This window comes from uncultured Streptococcus sp. (genome assembly GCF_963528215.1).
Lineage (GTDB): Bacteria > Bacillota > Bacilli > Lactobacillales > Streptococcaceae > Streptococcus.
In genome coordinates, this window is record NZ_CAURVL010000006.1 from 35678 (window position 1) to 54995 (window position 19318).

Here is a 19318-nt window from a genome sequence, read left to right on the forward strand (position 1 = left end):
GAGAGAAAAGAGCTGTAAGCAACAGGACAGCTGGTAGAAAACTTTAGTTTTTCTTTAAGTGTGACTCTAGACCAGATCACTTTTAAAAGCAGACTGAAAGGCCTTATTCTCTCCTCTTGCGGCAAATTTTTCCAGACCTTCAGTTTTCTGTTGACGAGGAAAAAAGAATATGTTAAAGTAAATGAGTAAAATAAAAAAGTCAATTATATTTTACTTAATATACAAGGAGGAACTCATGAAGAAAAGAACGAAAATCATTCTAACTTCTACGTTGACTGTGACCGGCCTAATCTTAGCTGCCGGTGGCTACTGGGCTTATAAGACCTTTGTCCCTCAGGAGACACCGATCGATAAGAATGCCACAGTGAGGACCAATTACTATCAAGCCATCAATAAAAAATGGTTGGAAAAGGCAGAGATTCCTAGCGATCAGCCGTCTAACGGTGTGTTTTATGAACTGAACGAGCAGGTCAAGGATAAGATGAAGGCGGATGTCAAAAATCTAGTCTCTGGTAAAGAAGAGTCAACGATTGAAGGCATGCCCGAGTTTATTAAATACTACCAGCAGGCTACTGACTTCAAGCAGCGGGAAAAGGATGGCTTAGATCCTCTCAAGTCCTATCTCAAGGAAATTGAAGACTTGTCCGATCTAAAGGACCTAGCTGGCAAGGCTGTTGACTGGGAAAAACGCGGTTTGGCTCTGCCGTTTACCTTTGAAATCAGTTCTAACCTAGAAAATACTAATCAGAAACAAGTGAATCTGTCCAGTCCAAGTCTTATGCTGCCGGATAAGAGCTATTATGAAGATGAAGGTGCTAAGAAAAGGATGATGGATCCGCTGGAAAAAGCATTCAAAGAAGCCTTGAAAAAGCTGGGATACAGTGAAAAAGAGAGCGAAAAGATTGCCAAAGAAGCCTTAGAATTTGATGGAGAACTGGCCAAGTATGCCCAAAGCAATGAAGAAACTTCGGAAATTAAAAATCTTCACCATCCTAAGACGGCAGAAGACATCAATGCTTACTCTGATACCTTTAAGTTTCACGATATTATCAATGACTATCTAGGTCAGGAATCTGGTGATGTCAATGTACCTAACCCTAAGTATTATGAAAATTTTGCCAAAGTAGTCAACGACAAGAACTTTGCCAAGCTCAAATCTTGGATGCTTGTGAAGCAGGCAGCATCAGCATCTAGTTTTCTAACCGATGACTATCGGCTGATTTTCGCAGAGTACCAAAAATCCTTGCAAGGAACTAAGGAAGCAACTTCAAAAGAAGATGCAGCATACAATCTGACAACAGGAACTTTTTCAGATGTCTTCAGTCTTTACTATGGACGTAAATATTTCGGTGAGGAAGCCAAGCAAGAAGTGACCCAAATGGTCAAGGATATCAAGGAAGTCTATCGGGAACGTATGCTGAAAAACGAATGGCTATCAGAAGAAACCAAACAGAAGGCAGTCAAGAAGCTGGATACTATGAAACTCTATATCGGCTATCCTGAAAAAGTTCGCGAAGTGACTAAGGCCTTGAAAGTGGATGATAAAAAATCCTTCTTTGAAAATGCAATTGCTTTGAGTCAGGCAAAGAATCAATATGATGTTGAGCACTTCTCTGAGCCAGTAGACAAGGACGAGTGGGTCATGCCTTCCTATGATATCAACGCTTACTACTCACAGGAAAATAACAGTATCAACTTCCCAGCCGCAATCCTGCAGAATCCATTCTTTGATGTTAAGCAAGAGATGGAAAAGAACTACGGCGGTATCGGTATGGTTATTGGTCATGAGATTACTCACGCCTTCGACTCAAACGGTGCAAACTTTGATGAAGAGGGGAATTTGAACAATTGGTGGACAGAAGCAGATAAGAAAGCTTTTGACAAGAAAATTGAAGCTGTTACCAAGCAGTGGGATGGTATTGAAATCTACGGCGGCAAGGTCAATGGCAAACTTACGGTAACAGAAAATGTAGCCGATGCGGGTGGACTTTCAGCTACTCTAGAAGTCGTTAAAAAGAAATATCCAGATGCAGACTTGAAGAATTACTTTGAAAACTATGCCAATATCTGGAGAAGCAAGGCAAGTCTGCAATTCAATCAGCTTCTCCTGAAAGTCGATGTCCATGCTCCGTCCGAACTGCGGGTCAACCAGCAACTCAAAAATGTAGAGGCCTTCTATGAGACATATCCAGAAATCAAAGAAGGTGATGCCATGTATCTGGCTCCAGATAAGCGAGTCAGCGTATGGTAAGATGGCTTGTCTAGAGAAGACGCTAAAATAATCTAAGCTATGAAGCACAACCAGTTTGGTAATAGGAGAGAAGTTTGTTCTTTTTCTCCTATCCATTCTTTCCTGCGACACATGCTCGGCTGCGGGTTGTGCCTCCGCAGCCACGTGTCTTTAAAGTCAGATTTTATCTGGCTTTTTTCTTTTACAAAAAAATTTTTATACAGCTTGATATACATCTATGGAAATTTATACAAGAGGTTTGGTGGGGCTGCTAGGTATAGAGCTAGAGTAATTTTTTCCTAGGGGAATTTATTCATTTTAGGCGGTATAAGAGATTTTGGAAACGCTTGCAACCGTAGTAAGAGAATAGTATACTAAATATGCGATAAATATTTTATCAATTAATATACAAAGGAGAAACTGATGAAAAAGAAATTTTTCAGTTGGGCTATTCCAGCCTTGATGCTTCTTACACTCTTCCCTTTTCAGGCTGTCTCAGCCTGTACCGGATTTATTATCGGCAAGGATTTGACGACGGATGGTTCGACTCTCTATGGTCGAACAGAGGACCTGGAGCCCAACCACAACAAGAATTTTGTGGTACGGGAGCGTAAGTATAACAAGGCTGGTGATAAATTTGTAGATGAGACCAACGGCTTTAGCTTTGATTTGCCGGCTGTTAGCTACAAGTATACGGCGGTACCGGATGTGACACCAGAGCAGGGAGTTTTCGATGAGGCTGGTTTTAATGAGGAAGGCGTTTCTATCTCTGCGACAGTCTCAGCTAGTGCCAATGATGATATTCAAAAAGTAGACCCTTATGTTAAGGACGGTATCGCTGAATCAGCTTTAACTTCTGTAGTCCTGCCTCATGTGAAAACAGCCAAAGAAGGAGTAGAACTACTAGCCAAAATTGTTAGAGAAAAAGGTGCGGCCGAAGGCAATATCGTGACGATTGCTGACAAGACGGGTGTATGGTATATGGAAATCCTTTCTGGCCACCAATACGCTGCCATCAAGTTTCCAGATGACAAATACGCTGTTTTTCCTAATACATTTTTCCTAGGCAATGTAGACAAGAATGATAGTGAAAACACCATCTTATCAGCTGATCTTGAAAAAATAGCGCAGGATGCTGGCACCTATAAGGAAATCAATGGGAGCTTCCATGTGGCTCAATCCTATAATCCGCCGCTGGCTGAAGCTGACCGCTCTCGGGTTTGGTCTGGTATCAAGGCGCTGGATCCCAATGCAGATGTGCAATATGATGATGAATACTTTGAACTCATGCACTCAACCAGCGAAAAGCTTAGTCTGCGTGATGCGATGAACTTGCAGCGCAATCGCTTGGAAGGAACAGACTTCAAACCGCAAGATCAGATGGAGTTGGATGGGAAAGGGATTCCTGATAAAACCAAAGCAGACCCAGTTTATAAGTATCCTATCTCCAATCCAAATGTCATGGAGGCTCACATCTTCCAGCTCAAGGATAATTTACCTGCCAATACTGGCGGGGGAATTCTCTGGCTGGCCATGGGAAGTCCGCGAAATGCACCCTACCTCCCTTACTATGGCAACATCAGCAATACCTCTCAGCCTTATCAAGAAATGAGTACAGCCTACAATGAGAATTCCTGGTATTGGACTGTTAGCCGCATCAATGATTTGGTTGCAAAATATCCAGAACTATTTGAAGATGATTCTATTCGCAGTGAAATTGAGCGTATGGAAAGCCAATGGATGGAGGAACAGCCAGCTCATGACAACGATCAGATTAGTCTATCTGAACAGCCAGAACAAGCCAGTCTGAAAGCAACAAAAGATTCTATGGAGCGAGCGGATTCAGTCTTTAAGCGCCTCAAGGAAATCCAGAAAATTGCTGAGGATAAGGTCGTGGCTGAATATGGTACAAGTGCTTTAGAAGAGATTGAGGAGTCAGAGGACTCTGACACAGAGGAGACAATTCGTCTAGAAGATTTTGACTACGATATTGCTATTGCCGGAGGCATCTTTGTGCTGACTGTCATTGGAATAGCGATTTATCTTGTCAAAGGAAAAAATAGAAAAGGAGCAGACAGTCATGAATAAAACAAGAAGAATTGCTCTCTATATCTACTTAGTCCTAGCTGGTATCGGCTTGCAGTTTGAGCTTGGGAGCATGGCAGAGAAGGATGTCACCTTAGAAGCTGGCCGCGACTTGGTTCTGAACTTAGCTGTTTTGGCTGCCTTTTTCCTGCCTTTCTATTTCTTGATTAAAAAACTTGCCAAGAAGTTATCGGTTGAGACGATCGTTCTAGGGACAGCCCTCTTTGGAGGTGCCTTTATCTCTGGCTGGCTCAGTTTTGCAGGCAATAGTTTGATTGATATTATTAACTCTAACTTTATCAAAGACCCTGCTGTTTTCAATGATTGGACCAATGCACTGACAGCTCCTTTTGCAGAGGAATTTTTCAAGTCTCTGACAGCTTTTGCCGCTCTCTACATTTTGGGGCGCAAGGATATTCAGTCAGTCTTAATCGCTGGGCTGAGTTCAGGCTTTGGCTTTCAAGTCATTGAGGATATTGCTTATGTATCCAGAGTGACTTTCGGAGGACAATATAGTGGTTCCTTAGAAGCAGTTGGCAGAATTGCTGGCGGATTGGCTTCACATACTCTCTATACAGCAGTGGTGACCGTTGGGGTTTATCTTCTCTTCTCCACGGCTTACAAGAAATACCGTCTCTTTGGTCTCTGGTGCGTCGTATCAACAGTTGCTAATCACTTTATTTGGAACTCTCCTTTCTTCGAAACAGAGCATCGGATTAACATTGTTGTCGGATTCTTATTTGCCTTTCTCGTTGCTACTTTTATAGAAGTTTACCGACTGGTTTTGAAGGAGAAAAAGACAGATTTAGAAATTTAAATAATTTTCAGGGAATATATAAAACAAGAACTTGTAATCGCTTGCAAAACCTGAAGTAAAAGGCTATACTGAATATAGTATTTAATTTTGTAATTTTTTACAAAAAAACAAAGGAGATATTTTTATGAAAAAAATATTGTTTCGTTCCTTGTTAGCTCTTTCGACCATTTTTCTCTTTCCTTTCCAAGTGGTCGAAGCCTGCACAGGATTTATCGTCGGGAAAGACCTGACTGCAGACGGCACGACGCTTTACGGTCGGACGGAGGACTTGGAGCCCAATCACAATAAGGTCTTTCTGGTTCATCCGAGAAAGACCAATGCGAGTGGTGCCAAGCTGGTCGATGAAACCAACGGCTTTGAATGGACCCTGCCGGCAGAAAGCTACAAGTATACTTCGGTATCAGATGTGACCCCATCCCAAGGTATTTTTGACGAGGTTGGCTTCAATGAGTACGGTGTTTCCATTTCTGCGACTGTTTCTGCCAAGGCCAATGATGCCATCCAAAAAGTGGATCCTTATGTAGAAAATGGCTTGGCAGAGTCTATCCTGACAACCGTCGTTCTGCCCCATGTTCAGACAGCCCGTCAGGGTGTGGAGCTGATGGCACAAATTGTCAGAGAGCAAGGAGCAGCAGAGGGGAATATTATCACTATCGCTGACAAGACTGGTGTCTGGTATATGGAAATCCTATCTGGCCACCAATATGTTGCTATTAAATTCCCAGATGACAAGTATGCTGTCTTTCCTAATACTTTCTTCTTGGGCAGTGTTGACTTTGACGATACAGAAAATGTTATTGCCTCAAAGGGTGTTCAGGACGTAGCTAAGCAGGCTAACTCTTATAAAGAAATTGACGGCAAATTCCATATTTCTCAGTCCTACAATCCACCGATGGCAGAGGCAGATCGTTCACGTGCCTGGGCAGGTATCACCAGTCTGGACCCAAACGCAGCCGTGTCTTATAATGACTCTTACTTTGATCTCATGCACTCCACAGACAGAAAGATCAGTGTAGCAGATGTCATGGCTATGCAGCGCAATCGCTTTGAGGGCACTCAGTTCAAACCGCTGGACCAAATGGAGCTGGACGGTAAGGGGCTGCCACAACGCGGTACGACAGATCCTGTTTACAAATATCCGTTGGGCAACCCAAATGTTATGGAAGCTCATATCTTCCAGCTCAAAGACGGCGTTCCAGCCAATATGGGCGGAGGCACTATGTGGCTGGCAGTAGGCAGCCCGCGCTTCTCACCTTACCTGCCTTATAATGGTAATATCACAGATACTTACGATGCTTATAAGGTCAACACAACTAGCTACAGTCCAGACTCTTGGTACTGGGTAGCATCTCATATCTACGATATGGCGGCCAAGCATCAGGACCTCTTTGGTACTTCTGTCCAAGACAAGTGGAAGGCTTTGGAAGCCCGCTTTATTGAGGAACAAAATGCTCTAGATGTGGCCAATGCAGCTCTGCCAGACTCTTCAGCCAAAGTTACAGAGGAAACACAGGCTCGAGCAGCGCAAGTCTTTAAGGAAATGAAAGATCTAGAAGCTGAAATGGAAGCTAAAATCAAGGAAGCAACAAAAACTACTCCTTCCAGCTCCAGCAAAGATTCTAGCAGCTCTTCGTCATCTCAAAGCTCGTCAAGTTCTTCCTCTTCAGCAACTTCTAGCAGTTCTGATAGCCGGACGGAAGTCAATGTAGAAGATGACAGCTTGGTAAATGTTGCAACTGGTATTCGCTTGAAAAATGCTGACTTAGTCAAGGCCGGTCTTCAGCTGTCTGTGCAAAAACTGGAAAGCAAGAATCAGCCGACAGATACCTATGACATTCGCTTGACCGATCCGAATGGTCAGCCGGTACATCAGGTCAGTCCAACCCTTGTGACGATTCCAGTTCGCAAAGACCTGCCGGTGGATGCCGTCTATGCTTTGGATGAAAATGGCAAGCAGGTTGAGAAATTTGATGTAACGGTTAATCAAAACCAGACCATCAGCTTCACGACCAATCATTTCTCTGTTTACCAAGTGCAGTATCGAAATGAGCAGTCCGTCAAGGCTAAGAAAAAAGACCTGCCATCAACAGGTGAGCAAGTCACCATCATGGGCCTTGCAGGCTTGATTATACTAGCAGGAGTCTTCTTCCTTTTGAAGAAAACAAAGAAAAACTAATCTAAAATAAAAAGAAGGCCGAGCATTCAGTTCGGCCTTTCTTAGTGGAAAAAAAGACTCTTGTCTAGGCTATCCTTTAAGCTAGAACCTTTTATCTTAAATAATCATAGTTATAAGTAGTCAAAATTATGTCAGTGAGTTCTTCAGGTTCTTCTTGAGCTCCGCCGGCTATCCAAAGAGAAATAATCCCCTCAACACTGGATAGGAAGATTTCCAGTGCATATTTCGGAGGAATCTGAAAGTTCTCCTCTAAAAAACGCTGGGTAGCAGTCTCTTGCTTGTCACTCAGAATGATAGTGGTTATGTACTCCCGAATAGCCTCTCGAAAGTCAATATAATGGCTTTTGGTCAGGGCATTGATTAGACGCTCATTGGCACGCAGTATATGAAATTTTGCTATCATTAACTTTTGGGGATATTCGTTCTCCGCTTCAAACAAGCTATAACTAGAAAGTTGGGAAATAATTTCGCTTTTGAGACTATCAACCATCTGATACTTATCTTGGTAGTGGAGGTAGAAGGTGCCGCGATTAATCCCTGCCCGTTTGCAGAGCTTGCTGATAGAGATATTATCAAATCTTTCCTCTGAAAGCAGCTGGATTAAGGCTTCTTTGATGTCTTCTTTAGTAGTAGTTTTTCGTTTCTGGGCCATTTTTCTTCCTTTTTGCTTAAATCAACACTTTGTTGATTTTTGATTATTGCTTTTTATATAAGCTCATTATATAATATCTGTGATTTAGAATCAACATCTTGTCTATTTAAGGAGATGAGGTTTGAAAAGGAGAGAAGCGATATGGCTTATATTGAAATGAAACATAGCTTTAAACGTTATCAGATGGGGGATACGGAAATAGTCGCCAATCACGATATTTCTTTTGAGATTGAAAAAGGCGAATTGGTCATTATCCTAGGCGCTTCAGGTGCTGGTAAGTCTACCGTGCTCAATATCCTAGGCGGTATGGATACTAATGATGAGGGAGATATCCTGATAGACGGCCAGAATATTGCTGACTACAATTCCCATCAGCTGACGGACTATCGGCGCAGTGACGTAGGTTTCGTCTTTCAGTTTTACAATCTGGTGCCCAACCTGACGGCAAAGGAAAATGTCGAATTGGCTTCTGAGATTGTCAAGGATGCTCAAGATCCAGTAGCGGCTCTGACCGCAGTGGGACTGGAAAAACGCCTCAATAACTTTCCTGCTCAGCTATCAGGTGGGGAGCAGCAGCGGGTGTCTATCGCTCGGGCTGTGGCAAAAAATCCTAAGATTTTGCTCTGCGATGAACCGACAGGAGCTTTGGACTACAATACCGGCAAGCAAGTGCTGCAAATCTTACAGGAAATGTCCCGCAATCAAGGGGCGACGGTGATTATTGTGACCCACAATGCTGCCTTGGCTCCCATTGCTGACCGGGTCATCCGCATGCACGATGCGAAAGTCAAAAGTGTTACGGTCAATGAATCGCCTCAGGACATAAGTACATTGGAGTATTGATATGAAGAGAAAGATTTATTGGAAAGATATTCTGCGCTCCTTCACTAGCTCTAAAGGACGTTTCCTATCTATTTTAATCCTCATGATGCTGGGGTCTTTAGCTCTCGTGGGACTTAAGGTCGCTCCACCCAATATGCGCAGAACAGCAACAGATTACTTGACAGAGCAACGAACCATGGACCTGGCTGTTATGGCGGACTATGGTTTGGATAAGGCGGATCAGAAAGAGCTGGAAGATATTAAGGGAGCTGATGTCGAGTTTGGCTATCTGACAGATGTCACCATAGACGAGGAGGCCCTACGAGTATTCTCGGATACTAAGGATATTTCAAACTTTCAAGTGACCTCAGGCCGTCTTCCTAAAAATGAGCAAGAAATTGCCTTAGCTAGCTTTTGGTCTAAAAAATACAAGCTTGGTCAGGAGATTGATCTGACCGAGAAGGCAGGCAGGCCGTCAGTTCTGAAAAACAAGACCTATAAGGTCGTGGGCTTTGTCAACTCAGCAGAGCTCTGGTCTGATAGAAATTTGGGCAATGCGACTAGTGGCAGCGGGGCTTTATCGGCCTATGCTGTAGTCAGCCCCAAGGTCTTTGATTCGGATGTTTATACTATTGCCCGCCTGCGCTATCATGATTTAGAAAAGCTGGCTCCCTTCTCTGCAAGTTATCAGGAGCGTTTGGAGGAGCACCAGACTGCTTTGGACAAGAGCCTTGAAGATAATGGAGCGGCCCGGTTTAAGCGATTAGAGGTGGATGCCAAAAGTACCATTCAGGATGGTGAAGATAAGATTAGTCAGGCCGAGAATGAGCTGACCCAAGGTAAAAAACAGTTAGAGCAAGCTCAGAATCAGCTGGACCAGCAAAAGAGCCAGCTAGCGGCAGCTCAATCCGCTTCTATCCTAGCTCCCGATCAGCTCAGTCAGAGCCGGCAGCAGATTCAGGAAGCTGAGTCCCAGCTCAATCAGAAAAAAGCAGACCTCGCACAGGCAGAGAAAGACTTATCAGCTAGCAAGGACAAGCTAGCTGGCGCTAAGGTAGACCTGAGTCGTTTGAAAGAGCCTGCCTATCATAGCTATGACCGCAAGTCTCTGCCAGGTGGCAATGGCTATCATATGTATAAAAACTCCATGAATAGTATTGCGTCGATTGGTAATATCTTCCCGGTGGTGCTCTATCTGGTGGCAGCTATGGTGACCTTTACCACCATGACTCGCTTTGTCGATGAGGAGCGAACAAATGCAGGTGTCTTCAAGGCTCTAGGCTATCATAGCCGCGATATCATTCGCAAGTTTGCTCTTTACGGTTTGGTAGCAGGCAGTCTAGGTACCCTCATGGGGATTCTGCTGGGACATTATTTCTTGTCTGGAGTGATTTCTTCTATTATTACCAGAGGGATGGTGCTCTCTGCCCCTCATGCATATTTTTATATTTCTTATAGTTTACTGGCCCTTGGGCTTTCCCTTCTATCCAGTGTTCTCCCTGCCTATTTGGTGGCAAGACGGGAGCTGACAGAGGAAGCAGCTCACTTGCTTTTGCCCAAGCCACCGGTCAAGGGTTCCAAGATTTTCTTGGAAAGACTGCCCTTTATCTGGCGACGTCTTAGCTTTACTCAGAAGGTCACAGCACGCAATATCTTTCGCTATAAGCAGCGGATGTTTATGACCATCTTTGGTGTGGCGGGTTCTGTTGCCCTGCTCTTTGCCGGCCTAGGACTCCAATCTTCTATTGGTGGTATTCCCAAGCGTCAGTTTGAGGAGATTCTGCGATACGACTTGATTGTTGCTGTCAATCCTGGGGAAAATCAAGTCGAACAAGACAAGCTGAAAAAGATGTTGGCAGATGACTCGATTGCTGATTATCAGGAGATCTATAGTGAAACCTTGACAGAGAAATACAAAGGAAGAAAAGAGACAGAAACAGTCACTTTGATGGTCACGGACAAAGAAAATTTTGAACCTTTTATTTCTCTGGAAAGTCCTAACAACCAGCAGAAGCTGACCCTCAAAGATGGTGTAGTCGTTTCGGATAAATTGGCCCGCATAGCTGGAGTTAGCCCCGGTGGCAGTATAGAGCTGAATGGCAAGTCTGTCAAACTCGCAGCAGTCAGTGAGAATCATTTTGGTCATTTTGCCTTCATGAAGGCAACTGACTACCAGAAAATTTATGGGAAAAAGCCCGAAAAAAACGCTTATTTAGTAAGGCTCAAGGACTCTTCCAGCAAAAATATTGTGGACAAGGCCAATGAATTTATGAGCCTCAAGTCTGTCAAGAGTGTTTCCCAAAATGCTAGTATGGTGAAGCAGTTCAACGTTCTAGCTGATTCTCTTAATAATACGATGCTTATTTTGGTAGTGATCTCTGTTCTTTTAGCAGTTGTCATTCTCTACAATCTGACCAATATCAATGTTGCTGAGCGGATTCGCGAGCTGTCCACTATCAAGGTTCTGGGCTTCCATAATAAGGAAGTGACTCTCTATATCTATCGAGAGACCATTATTCTTTCAGTGATCGGGATGGCAGTTGGGCTTCTAGGTGGTTTCTTCTTGCATCGTTTTTTGATTGAGAAGGTTGCGCCTAGCATTATTAGCTTAAACCCTCAAGTAAGTCCCTCCGTCTATCTGTTTCCTCTAACTGCAGTGACTCTTATTTTGACCTTACTTGGCTTCTTTGTCAACTACCGTCTCAGACGGGTGGATATGCTGGAAGCACTTAAGTCTGTCGATTGAAAAAAACATTTCAAAACTTTCACTCACTTGATGGGTGGAAGTTTTTTTGAACTTTGATATAATATTCCTTGTAAAGAAAGAGAAAGACACACGATGACACGAAAAATTGCCTTATTATCTGATGTGCATGGGAATAGCACAGCCTTGGAAGCAGTACTGGCGGATGCGGAAAACCAGCAGGTGACAGATTATTGGTTTTTGGGGGACTTGCTCCTGCCAGGAACCGGTCGCAGAAATATCTTAGATAGGATGGAGCAGCTGTCTATTAGCCTCCAGGTCAGAGGGAATTGGGAAGACAGTCTCTGGCATGCCCTGCACCAAAAGTTAGACTTGACACGTCCCAGCCATCTCTACCTGACCCGGCTCTGTCATTTTGTCCTAGAGGAAATCAAGCCAGAAGAGATTGACCGTATGCAGGAACTTCCTCTGCAAATCTTGACAGAAGTAGAAGGCTTGAAGATTGCGGTCAGCCACCATCTGCCAGATAAGAATTGGGGGCGGGAGCTGATTCATATTGGCGAGCAGAGCGATTTCGACCGACTTTTTGAGGGCAACGACTGCGCTGTTGCTGTTTATGGTCATATTCACCAGCAGTTTCTCCGCTACGGGACTAAGGGCCAGTTGATTATCAATCCCGGCTCTATTGGTCAGCCATTCTTTCTAGATTCGGCTTTGCGTCAGGACTTGCGAGCCCAGTATGCCATTTTAGAGATTGATGAGACGGGGCTGGCTGATGTCGACCTGAGGCGCGTGGCCTACGATGTGGAGCAAGAGCTGAGATTGGCTCGGGAGCTCCACTTGCCTTATTATGAGATTTATCAGGAGAGTTTGGTCAATGGGATCCACCATACCCACAACCATGATCTGCTGCGGGAAATCAGTGAGCGGGAAGGGTATGCTGATGAGATTGCAGCTTTCTTAAAGTCCAGTCGTAACTCTTGAAGTTACACCATTTTTGAGATATAATAGTGAGAGAAAATGATGAGGGAGGAGAAAAATGCAGATTTCTAGCCGTTTTACCATTGCCACTCATATGCTGATTGTACTGGCTTTGGAGGGAAAAAAACAAAAACTGACAAGTGATATTCTTGCTGGCAGTGTTGGCGTCAATCCAGTTATTATCCGTAAGACCCTGTCCCAGCTCAAGAATGCTGGGATGATTACCGTTGCTCGTGGGACTGGAGGAGCAGAGATTGCCAAAGATTTGAAAGACATTAGCCTGTTGGACGTCTATAGCGCGGTTGAATGTCTGGGCAAGAGCGGACAGCTCTTTAGCTTTCATGACAAGCCCAATCCAGACTGTCCTATCGGCAAGAACATTCACAATGTCTTAGATGATCGATTGGCGGCTATTCAGGCAGCCATGGAAGCTGAATTGGCTCAGACCAGCCTTGACGAAGTTGTCGCAGCAACCGAAAAAGAAATTAAAGAACAATCTGTTTCCTAGTGAGCAGATTGTTTTTTTGGTGAATAATATTCTGAGATGTAATTGTTGACATTACATTAGAATGTGCTATACTAATAGTTGTAATAAAAACAGTTACAATCTGAATAATCCTTCGGAGCAAATAGAGATGTGGAAAACCGTATCAAGGAACCTATCTCTGTTTTGGAGAAATAAAAAAAGATGGAGCAGGCGGACTGCTGAAATTTTAAATTTAAGAGAGGAGAAAGTACATGACTTTTGAATATCAAAGCAAGATTTATCTAGGAGAGGTGGCACTTTATGTGGCTGACCTAGCAAGACAAAGGGATTTTTATCAGCGCGTTTTAGGCTTGGAACTTTTGGAAGAGCAGGATGGAGAGGTGGCTTTGGGCAGGGACGGACAAGTGTTGGTGCGGCTTTTAGCGACCAGTGACCGGCAGTCCGTTAAGTCGGCTTACGGTCTTTATCATCTGGCACTCTTGCTTCCAAGCCGTCAAGCTTTGGCAGATATCCTTAAGCATTTATCAGAAAATAAAGTTCCTATGGTCGGAGGAGCGGATCACGGTTATAGTGAAGCCATTTATCTGGAGGACCCAGAAGGCAACGGCATTGAGCTTTATCGGGACAAGCCTCAGGCTGATTGGGATATTCGAGAAGATGGTCGCATTATCGGAGTGACGGAAGCGCTCGCGGCTCAAGAAATCTATGAACTAGGTCAGGAAGTCCAGCCGTTTAGTATTGCTGCAGGTACTCGTATGGGCCATGTCCACCTGTCTGTGAAAAATAGTAGAGCAGCCAGTCATTTTTACCAAAAGCTTCTAGACTTGGAGGATAAATTTTCTGTACCTTCTGCTAGCTGGCTGGCATCCGGAAACTACCATCACCATTTAGCAGTCAATGAATGGGGAGGTTCTCACTTGAATCATCGCCAACCTAAACAACAGGGACTAGTCTATTTTGAGGTACAAGTAGAAGGAAAAGAAGACCTAGTAGCAATTTATGAAAATGCTCTGGATTTGCAGGCGCCAGTTCGATGGATTAGCTCCCAAGAGCTAGAAGTCACAGACCCAGATGGAATTGTGGCTAAGCTTCAAGTCACATAGTTAAATACGATGTCATCCCCCATCTGCTAAAGATAGGGGATTTTGTTTTTCTGATGAGAAAGCCAGATTGTTATATTTCCGCTTCCAAAATGATGGTATAATAACTAAAAGAAAGGTGGAGAAATGTTAGCTAAAAATATAATCTATTTAGAAACGTCATCTATCTTTGACTGGGGACAAATCATTTCCTACTTATCAAGAGAGGAAAAGGAAGTGATGTACCAAGTTGCAAATGACAGAATTAAGCGCTTGTTTAAAGTTGAAAATGAATTTTATCTTTGTACGATTTTTTACAATGAGCAAGTTCAAGAGATATGTATCCAGGCGGAAAATCAGACTATTTTTTCTGCTGAGGCTAGAAAAGTTATTAGCAATTTTGTCAGAGATTGGTTGGATTTAGATCAGTCGTTAGATAACTTTTATCAGTTTGCACAAGAAGATGATATTTTATCTCCTTTGGTTCAGAAATTTTACGGACTTCGTTTGATTGGTGTCCCAGATTTTTATGAGGCTATTACTTGGGGAATTTTAGGACAGCAGGTAAATCTTGCTTATGCTTATACCCTAAAAGAACGTTTTGTCAAGAAATATGGCGAAGCTTTTCACTATAACCATGAAACTTACTGGCTTTATCCAAAGCCAAAGATGGTTGCAAATAGTATGGCTGAGGAGTTATTGGAGTTGCAAATGACTCGTAAAAAAGCAGAATATTTGCAAACAATATCAAAGCTCTTGTATCAGGGCACCATTTCAAGAAGTTATTATCAAAAGTTAGATACAGCTGAGCAAATTGAAAAAGAGCTGCTTAAACTTTATGGTGTCGGTCCGTGGACGGCTCATTATGTGATGATGCGATGTTTTCGTATCCAATCGGCTTTTCCTATGGCTGACATTGGATTGCAGAATGGCATATCTTATATACTTGGTTTAGATGAGAAACCGTCTAAGGAATTGCTGTTAAAGTTAAAAAATGAGTGGGGAACATGGTGTTCATATGCAGTTTTTTATATTTGGCGTTTGCTTTATTAGTTGATTATCATCGAAAAGGAGAAGAAATGTACATAACTTATTACAAATCCCCAATCGGCCGTATTCTCATTATGACGGACGAAACTGCCCTGCTGGGGCTGTGGCTGGAAGGACAGAAATATTATGGTGCAGGCTATGATTTGGAGCAAGCACAGCAGGAGGAAACAGAAGTCAGCCAACGCGTTGTTGCATGGCTAGATGCATATTTTAAGGGGGAAAATCCCCCAACAGATGAAATTCCATTGGCACCTCAAGTGACTGAGTTCAGAAGCAAGGTTCTGGCAGTGTTGCAGAAGATTTCCTACGGTCAGACGGCTACCTATTCAGATATTCTACGAGAGTTACAAGCCGAGTATGGTAAGATTGGTTCGGCCAGAGCAGTCGGAGGTGCGATTGGGCATAATCCTATTTCTATTTTAATTCCCTGTCATCGGATCGTTGGAAGCGATGGCGAGCTGACGGGTTATGCCGGCGGACTTGATAAAAAAGCTTACCTGCTGAAGCTGGAGGCGAGGAAATGATGGCGTTAGGACATATGGCTGAAGATTGGGAGTGGGAGGCTATTAAAAGTAATAACAGTGATTATGATACGTTTTTTTGGTATGCTGTTAGAAGTACCGGAATTTTCTGTCGTCCCTCATGTGCCTCTCGTCTTCCCAAAAAAGAAAATGTAACAATTTTTCAAAAAGCAGAGCAGGCAGTTGAAGCAGGATATAGACCATGTAAACGATGCCGTCCACTAGGAAAGCCGGTTAGCAAAGAGGAGTGGGTGGAAGAAATTGATCATATTTTAAAAGAATATTTCCAGCAAAGTTTAACTTTGAAAGATTTAGCTTTTATGGCAAAAGGCTCTGAGTCTTATCTTCGGCATGTCTATAAGAGTGTGACTGGAAAAACACCACAAGAACGTTTACGCGAACTTCGATTAGAATACTCTAAAGAAATACTAATCAACACTAATCTCTCAATCCAAGAAGTTGCAGAGCATTCAGGCGGCCTGCATGCAGCCTATTTCGCAAAATTATTTCGGAAGACTTACGGAGTGAGTCCGATGGAGTATAGAAAACGACGTTATAAATAAAAGTATAATGAATTCTCATGATGTTACAGCGTAGATTTTAATAGCGAATACCTGTTGGTAATAAATACTTATTGAAAACCAATTGTCAAAGAAGAAAGGAGATTTTTACTATGCCTAAACAAATTGTAGACCCGATTCAATTGCGTCATGGTGCCAAATTAACCAACCGTTTGGTGCTGTCCCCTATGTATACTTTCAGTGGCTTAGAAGGAGGATTTGTGTCTGATGATACTTTACGATACTATGGAGCACGCTCTCAGGCAGCAAGTCTTTTGATTACTGAATTTCATTATGTTAGTCCATCAGGAGGGCCTTGTTACCAGACTGGTTACCCAGTTCAATTAGGTATTTACTCTGATGACCACATCGAAGGGGAGAGAAAATTAGCTGCTGCCCTTCAAAAAGATGGCAATAAAGCGATTTTGCAGCTTCATCATGGTGGGATAGCAGCTTCCGGCCGTGCTTTGAAGGGTGAGGAAGTATTGGCTCCAAGTGCCTTAGATTTTTCTTTCCTGCCATATCCGGTGAGAGAATTGACTGATGAAGAAATCCTTGAAATTATCAAGGATTTTGGTCGGGCAGTCAAACGTGCAGTTCAAGCTGGTTTTTCAGGAGTGGAAATCCATGGTGCCAACCACTATCTGCTGCAGCAATTCTTTTCTAGCACTTCCAATGTTCGTCAGGACAGATGGGGCGGAACTTTGGAAAAACGTATGGCCTTTCCTTTGGCAGTAGTCGAGGAAGTGAAGCGTGCTGCGGCCAAGTATGCGCCGGAAGATTTTATTATTGGCTATCGGATTAGCCCAGATGAAATCCATGAAGATCAAGTCGGCTATACTTATGAAGAAGCCAAGCTTTTGGTCAAGGAGCTGGTCAAGCACGAACTAGACTACATCCATTTGTCGCTTTTGGCTGGCTATGCTTCAAAACCTGCAGGATCTGACAAGACCTATGCAGATCATTTTAAGGAAGTGATGGATGAGCAAACTAAACTGATTACAATCGGTGGTGTCTTTAGTCAGGAAGATGCAGAAGCTGCTATTGAGAATACGGCTGCGGATTTGGTTGCAATCGGGCGTGGTACCTTGATTGACCCGCTGTTTGGCTATAAAGTACAGACGGGACGAGGAGCAGAAATTGTCCATGAGATTAGCCCTGAGCAGTTGGAAAACTCTCGATTGACACCGGGCTTGCTTGAAGTGTTCAGTCGTAAGGATTCTGGCGGGCTGCCTCCTCTACCTGGTCATGACAGTATTACCCACCTTCATACTGGTAAATTTGGGGATGAGGGGCAGTAATAATTTTGGTGTAATTTTTTTTCAAGACTTTTACCATTTTACTGGTGAGAGTCTTTTTTACGTACAGCAATAAACTAAAAATCCCTTTGTCAGCTACTGTTAGTGACAAAGGGGATTTTCATTAGTCAATATGCCATTGTGTGGCCAGCCAGTCGGAAAAGGCAGCATAGCGCTTTTTGAGGGCTTCATGATGACCGTAAGGGTCAAAGATGGAGAATGTGGTAAGAATTTTTTTCTGAATCAAGCGATGAATTTCTGCAGCATAATGAGGAGCTTTGGAAAGTCGGTTCAAGTGATTCGCTCCTTCTGTCTTTCCATTCTGCAAATAGACTAGACAGTCCTTGTTTTTCAAGTCCTGGGTCCGGCAAAAGTCGGTGAAACCTGGGTACCAAAAGGAACCGCAGATAGAAAAGACACAGGGGATTTTGCAATTGCTATAGAGACTGTACACAGCCGCTAGTCCACCGAGAGAGTAGCCACCATAAGCAATTCTCTTGTCATCCAGTAGGTAGTGCTGTCTGATTTCTGCTAATATACGGTTGAATAGTTTCTGATGGTAGCTATCTGCTCTGCCGCCAAAATCAGGATTGCCAGGCTTTAGAGCATTGGCTTTCCAGGGTGTGTAATCGTCCAGCCTGTTGTTTGATATCAGTCCGATTAAGATTACCGATGAAGAAAGCCTGCTCAGGTAGTTTATCTTTCCATCATTTAGCAAGATTGCTGGATAAGGTCGTGATCCGTCATAATCTTGGGGCAGGGCAATATTGACAGTAATCCCCTCCCAGACAAAGGTCTTATTTATTGACAAAGTCATTGATTTTCTCAAGTGAGTCAATTACAGCAGGACCATAATCCATGAACTCATCATAGGAGATGGTCATGATCTTCTGATTTTTGACCGCTGGTACATCTTCCAGAACTGGATTGGCTTTCATTAGATCAACTGCTTGCTCATCCATGGCCTTGTTGCGGTCGCTGGTTACGTAGATGATGACTTCAGGATCCATAGAGACCAGATTTTCCAAGGTCAAGTCAGAGGTTCCAGTCGCTACATTGGTATAACCGAGCTGGTTAAGCAAGCTCTCCTGCAGGGCTGACTTATAAGCACCGAAAGTCTCATCGTTGTAGGCACACATGATGAGCGCTTTTTTCTTTTCCCCTTGACTAGCCTTATTGGTCTTCTTGACACCGTCAATTCTTGCCTGCAGCTGGTCGGCATACTGATTGGCCTTGTCTTGGACATTAAAGATGGTTCCTATATTCTTGACATCTTCAACGATATTTCCTAGGTCTTGCTTGGTATTGGACAGGGAAGCCTTCTGTGTGTAGACAGGGATTTTGTTTTCATTCCAGGCACTGACTGTCCCCAGAGACTTCTCGGAAAACATCATGTTTCGGCCAAGAAGAGCATCTGGCTCATAGGATAGCACAGTTTCCTGTGATACGGTTTTCTTGTCGCCGACTTGCGGAATGGTGGCAATATCAGCCTTGTATTTATCTGTGACATCGTTGTCTGGATTGAGCATACCGGCGATCTTGTCTTTCAATCCTAGTTCAATCAAGATTTCGGTCGTCGAAAGGTTGTTGGTGATGACCTTTTCCGGTGCCTTTTCAAAGACCTGATCAATCTCCTTGCCTTCGGCATCGTAAGTTTTGATTGTCACGGGATATTTTGTCTCTGCTGTGCTCTTTTTCGCGCTTTCTGTTTTGGAGGAAGATTGTGAAGTTGAGCTTTCTTTCGTACTTTCTTTAGATGAAGAATTGCAGGCTGCCATTGTCAGTGCAGCAGTTGCGACGAGTAAGATACTGAGTGTTTTTTTCATATTGCCTTCCTTTCTTGGGCTTGGAGCTTG

At 43.4% G+C, this 19318-nt stretch carries 16 protein-coding genes; 13 read left to right on the forward strand and 3 right to left on the reverse strand.

All coding sequences use genetic code 11. From position 1 onward, the window contains the following. The first annotated feature begins 181 nt into the window (after window positions 1–181). The 4 genes from RWS24_RS03900 to RWS24_RS03915 all read left to right on the forward strand — a co-directional run bounded on the left by RWS24_RS03900 (window position 182) and on the right by RWS24_RS03915 (window position 7308). On the forward strand, window positions 182–2251 hold the full coding sequence (locus RWS24_RS03900; protein WP_314365599.1) for a M13 family metallopeptidase: 2070 nt from the start codon (window positions 182–184) through the stop codon (window positions 2249–2251). A gap of 402 nt (window positions 2252–2653) precedes the next feature. Beyond that, the gene (locus tag RWS24_RS03905; RefSeq protein WP_314365600.1) at window positions 2654–4318 is read left to right on the forward strand and encodes a C69 family dipeptidase; all 1665 of its coding nucleotides are present in this window, start codon (window positions 2654–2656) and stop codon (window positions 4316–4318) included. Then, the gene (locus RWS24_RS03910) at window positions 4311–5132 is read left to right on the forward strand and encodes a PrsW family glutamic-type intramembrane protease (RefSeq protein ID WP_314365602.1); all 822 of its coding nucleotides are present in this window, start codon (window positions 4311–4313) and stop codon (window positions 5130–5132) included. Before RWS24_RS03905 ends, RWS24_RS03910 begins: the two co-directional genes overlap by 8 nt. A 124-nt stretch (window positions 5133–5256) precedes the next feature. Continuing rightward, a complete protein-coding gene (locus tag RWS24_RS03915; RefSeq protein ID WP_314365603.1) occupies window positions 5257–7308 on the forward strand; it encodes a C69 family dipeptidase in 2052 nt (683 codons plus the stop codon). Window positions 7309–7399: 91 nt separating this feature from the next. Here the strand turns inward: RWS24_RS03915 and RWS24_RS03920 are convergent, their stop codons facing one another. Next, window positions 7400–7960, reverse strand: coding sequence for a TetR/AcrR family transcriptional regulator (locus RWS24_RS03920; RefSeq protein WP_314365605.1), 561 nt, complete (start codon window positions 7958–7960; stop codon window positions 7400–7402). Between the two features lie 141 nt (window positions 7961–8101). On the opposite strand from RWS24_RS03920, the gene RWS24_RS03925 reads away from it, so the two are divergent. The 9 genes from RWS24_RS03925 (at window position 8102) to RWS24_RS03965 (ending at window position 17465) form a co-directional block, all read left to right on the forward strand. Next, entirely contained in the window at window positions 8102–8803 is a 702-nt protein-coding gene (locus tag RWS24_RS03925) for an ABC transporter ATP-binding protein (protein WP_314365608.1), read from the forward strand. Window position 8804: 1 nt separating this feature from the next. Further along, window positions 8805–11528, forward strand: a complete 2724-nt coding sequence (locus tag RWS24_RS03930) for an FtsX-like permease family protein (RefSeq protein ID WP_314365611.1) — start codon at window positions 8805–8807, stop codon at window positions 11526–11528. A gap of 93 nt (window positions 11529–11621) precedes the next feature. Next, window positions 11622–12470 (forward strand): metallophosphoesterase family protein, encoded by an 849-nt coding sequence (locus RWS24_RS03935; RefSeq protein WP_314365614.1) that lies wholly within the window; start codon window positions 11622–11624, stop codon window positions 12468–12470. A gap of 55 nt (window positions 12471–12525) precedes the next feature. Further along, complete coding sequence (locus RWS24_RS03940) at window positions 12526–12975, forward strand: Rrf2 family transcriptional regulator (RefSeq protein ID WP_002912933.1); 450 nt, start codon at window positions 12526–12528, stop codon at window positions 12973–12975. A 230-nt stretch (window positions 12976–13205) separates the two neighbouring features. Continuing rightward, the gene (locus tag RWS24_RS03945) at window positions 13206–14057 is read left to right on the forward strand and encodes a VOC family protein (protein WP_314365617.1); all 852 of its coding nucleotides are present in this window, start codon (window positions 13206–13208) and stop codon (window positions 14055–14057) included. Window positions 14058–14180: 123 nt separating this feature from the next. After that, window positions 14181–15086: a DNA-3-methyladenine glycosylase gene (locus RWS24_RS03950; protein ID WP_049540661.1), complete on the forward strand. Its 906-nt coding sequence runs from the start codon at window positions 14181–14183 to the stop codon at window positions 15084–15086. Window positions 15087–15112: 26 nt separating this feature from the next. Further along, complete coding sequence (locus RWS24_RS03955; RefSeq protein WP_049540659.1) at window positions 15113–15607, forward strand: methylated-DNA--[protein]-cysteine S-methyltransferase; 495 nt, start codon at window positions 15113–15115, stop codon at window positions 15605–15607. After that, window positions 15604–16167 (forward strand): Ada metal-binding domain-containing protein, encoded by a 564-nt coding sequence (locus tag RWS24_RS03960; RefSeq protein ID WP_314365623.1) that lies wholly within the window; start codon window positions 15604–15606, stop codon window positions 16165–16167. Before RWS24_RS03955 ends, RWS24_RS03960 begins: the two co-directional genes overlap by 4 nt. Before the next feature lie 110 nt (window positions 16168–16277). After that, on the forward strand, window positions 16278–17465 hold the full coding sequence (locus RWS24_RS03965; protein WP_314365625.1) for an NADH-dependent flavin oxidoreductase: 1188 nt from the start codon (window positions 16278–16280) through the stop codon (window positions 17463–17465). A 121-nt stretch (window positions 17466–17586) separates the two neighbouring features. Here RWS24_RS03965 and RWS24_RS03970 read toward each other — a convergent pair whose 3' ends face one another. Then, complete coding sequence (locus tag RWS24_RS03970; RefSeq protein ID WP_314365627.1) at window positions 17587–18279, reverse strand: alpha/beta hydrolase-fold protein; 693 nt, start codon at window positions 18277–18279, stop codon at window positions 17587–17589. Next, the gene (locus tag RWS24_RS03975) at window positions 18260–19288 is read right to left on the reverse strand and encodes an ABC transporter substrate-binding protein (RefSeq protein ID WP_314365629.1); all 1029 of its coding nucleotides are present in this window, start codon (window positions 19286–19288) and stop codon (window positions 18260–18262) included. The genes RWS24_RS03970 and RWS24_RS03975 overlap by 20 nt, the downstream gene beginning before the upstream one ends. Window positions 19289–19318: the final 30 nt, after the last annotated feature.

Coding starts and splice junctions, on each gene's coding strand:
- RWS24_RS03970 (WP_314365627.1), bottom strand. CDS start 18,279: ATGACTTTGTCAATAAATAAGACCTTTGTCTGGGAGGGGATTACTGTC.
- RWS24_RS03975 (WP_314365629.1), bottom strand. CDS start 19,288: ATGAAAAAAACACTCAGTATCTTACTCGTCGCAACTGCTGCACTGACA.
- RWS24_RS03965 (WP_314365625.1), top strand. CDS start 16,278: ATGCCTAAACAAATTGTAGACCCGATTCAATTGCGTCATGGTGCCAAA.
- RWS24_RS03910 (WP_314365602.1), top strand. CDS start 4,311: ATGAATAAAACAAGAAGAATTGCTCTCTATATCTACTTAGTCCTAGCT.
- RWS24_RS03900 (WP_314365599.1), top strand. CDS start 182: ATGAGTAAAATAAAAAAGTCAATTATATTTTACTTAATATACAAGGAG.
- RWS24_RS03950 (WP_049540661.1), top strand. CDS start 14,181: ATGTTAGCTAAAAATATAATCTATTTAGAAACGTCATCTATCTTTGAC.
- RWS24_RS03930 (WP_314365611.1), top strand. CDS start 8,805: ATGAAGAGAAAGATTTATTGGAAAGATATTCTGCGCTCCTTCACTAGC.
- RWS24_RS03905 (WP_314365600.1), top strand. CDS start 2,654: ATGAAAAAGAAATTTTTCAGTTGGGCTATTCCAGCCTTGATGCTTCTT.
- RWS24_RS03915 (WP_314365603.1), top strand. CDS start 5,257: ATGAAAAAAATATTGTTTCGTTCCTTGTTAGCTCTTTCGACCATTTTT.
- RWS24_RS03940 (WP_002912933.1), top strand. CDS start 12,526: ATGCAGATTTCTAGCCGTTTTACCATTGCCACTCATATGCTGATTGTA.
- RWS24_RS03955 (WP_049540659.1), top strand. CDS start 15,113: ATGTACATAACTTATTACAAATCCCCAATCGGCCGTATTCTCATTATG.
- RWS24_RS03920 (WP_314365605.1), bottom strand. CDS start 7,960: ATGGCCCAGAAACGAAAAACTACTACTAAAGAAGACATCAAAGAAGCC.
- RWS24_RS03935 (WP_314365614.1), top strand. CDS start 11,622: ATGACACGAAAAATTGCCTTATTATCTGATGTGCATGGGAATAGCACA.
- RWS24_RS03960 (WP_314365623.1), top strand. CDS start 15,604: ATGATGGCGTTAGGACATATGGCTGAAGATTGGGAGTGGGAGGCTATT.
- RWS24_RS03945 (WP_314365617.1), top strand. CDS start 13,206: ATGACTTTTGAATATCAAAGCAAGATTTATCTAGGAGAGGTGGCACTT.
- RWS24_RS03925 (WP_314365608.1), top strand. CDS start 8,102: ATGGCTTATATTGAAATGAAACATAGCTTTAAACGTTATCAGATGGGG.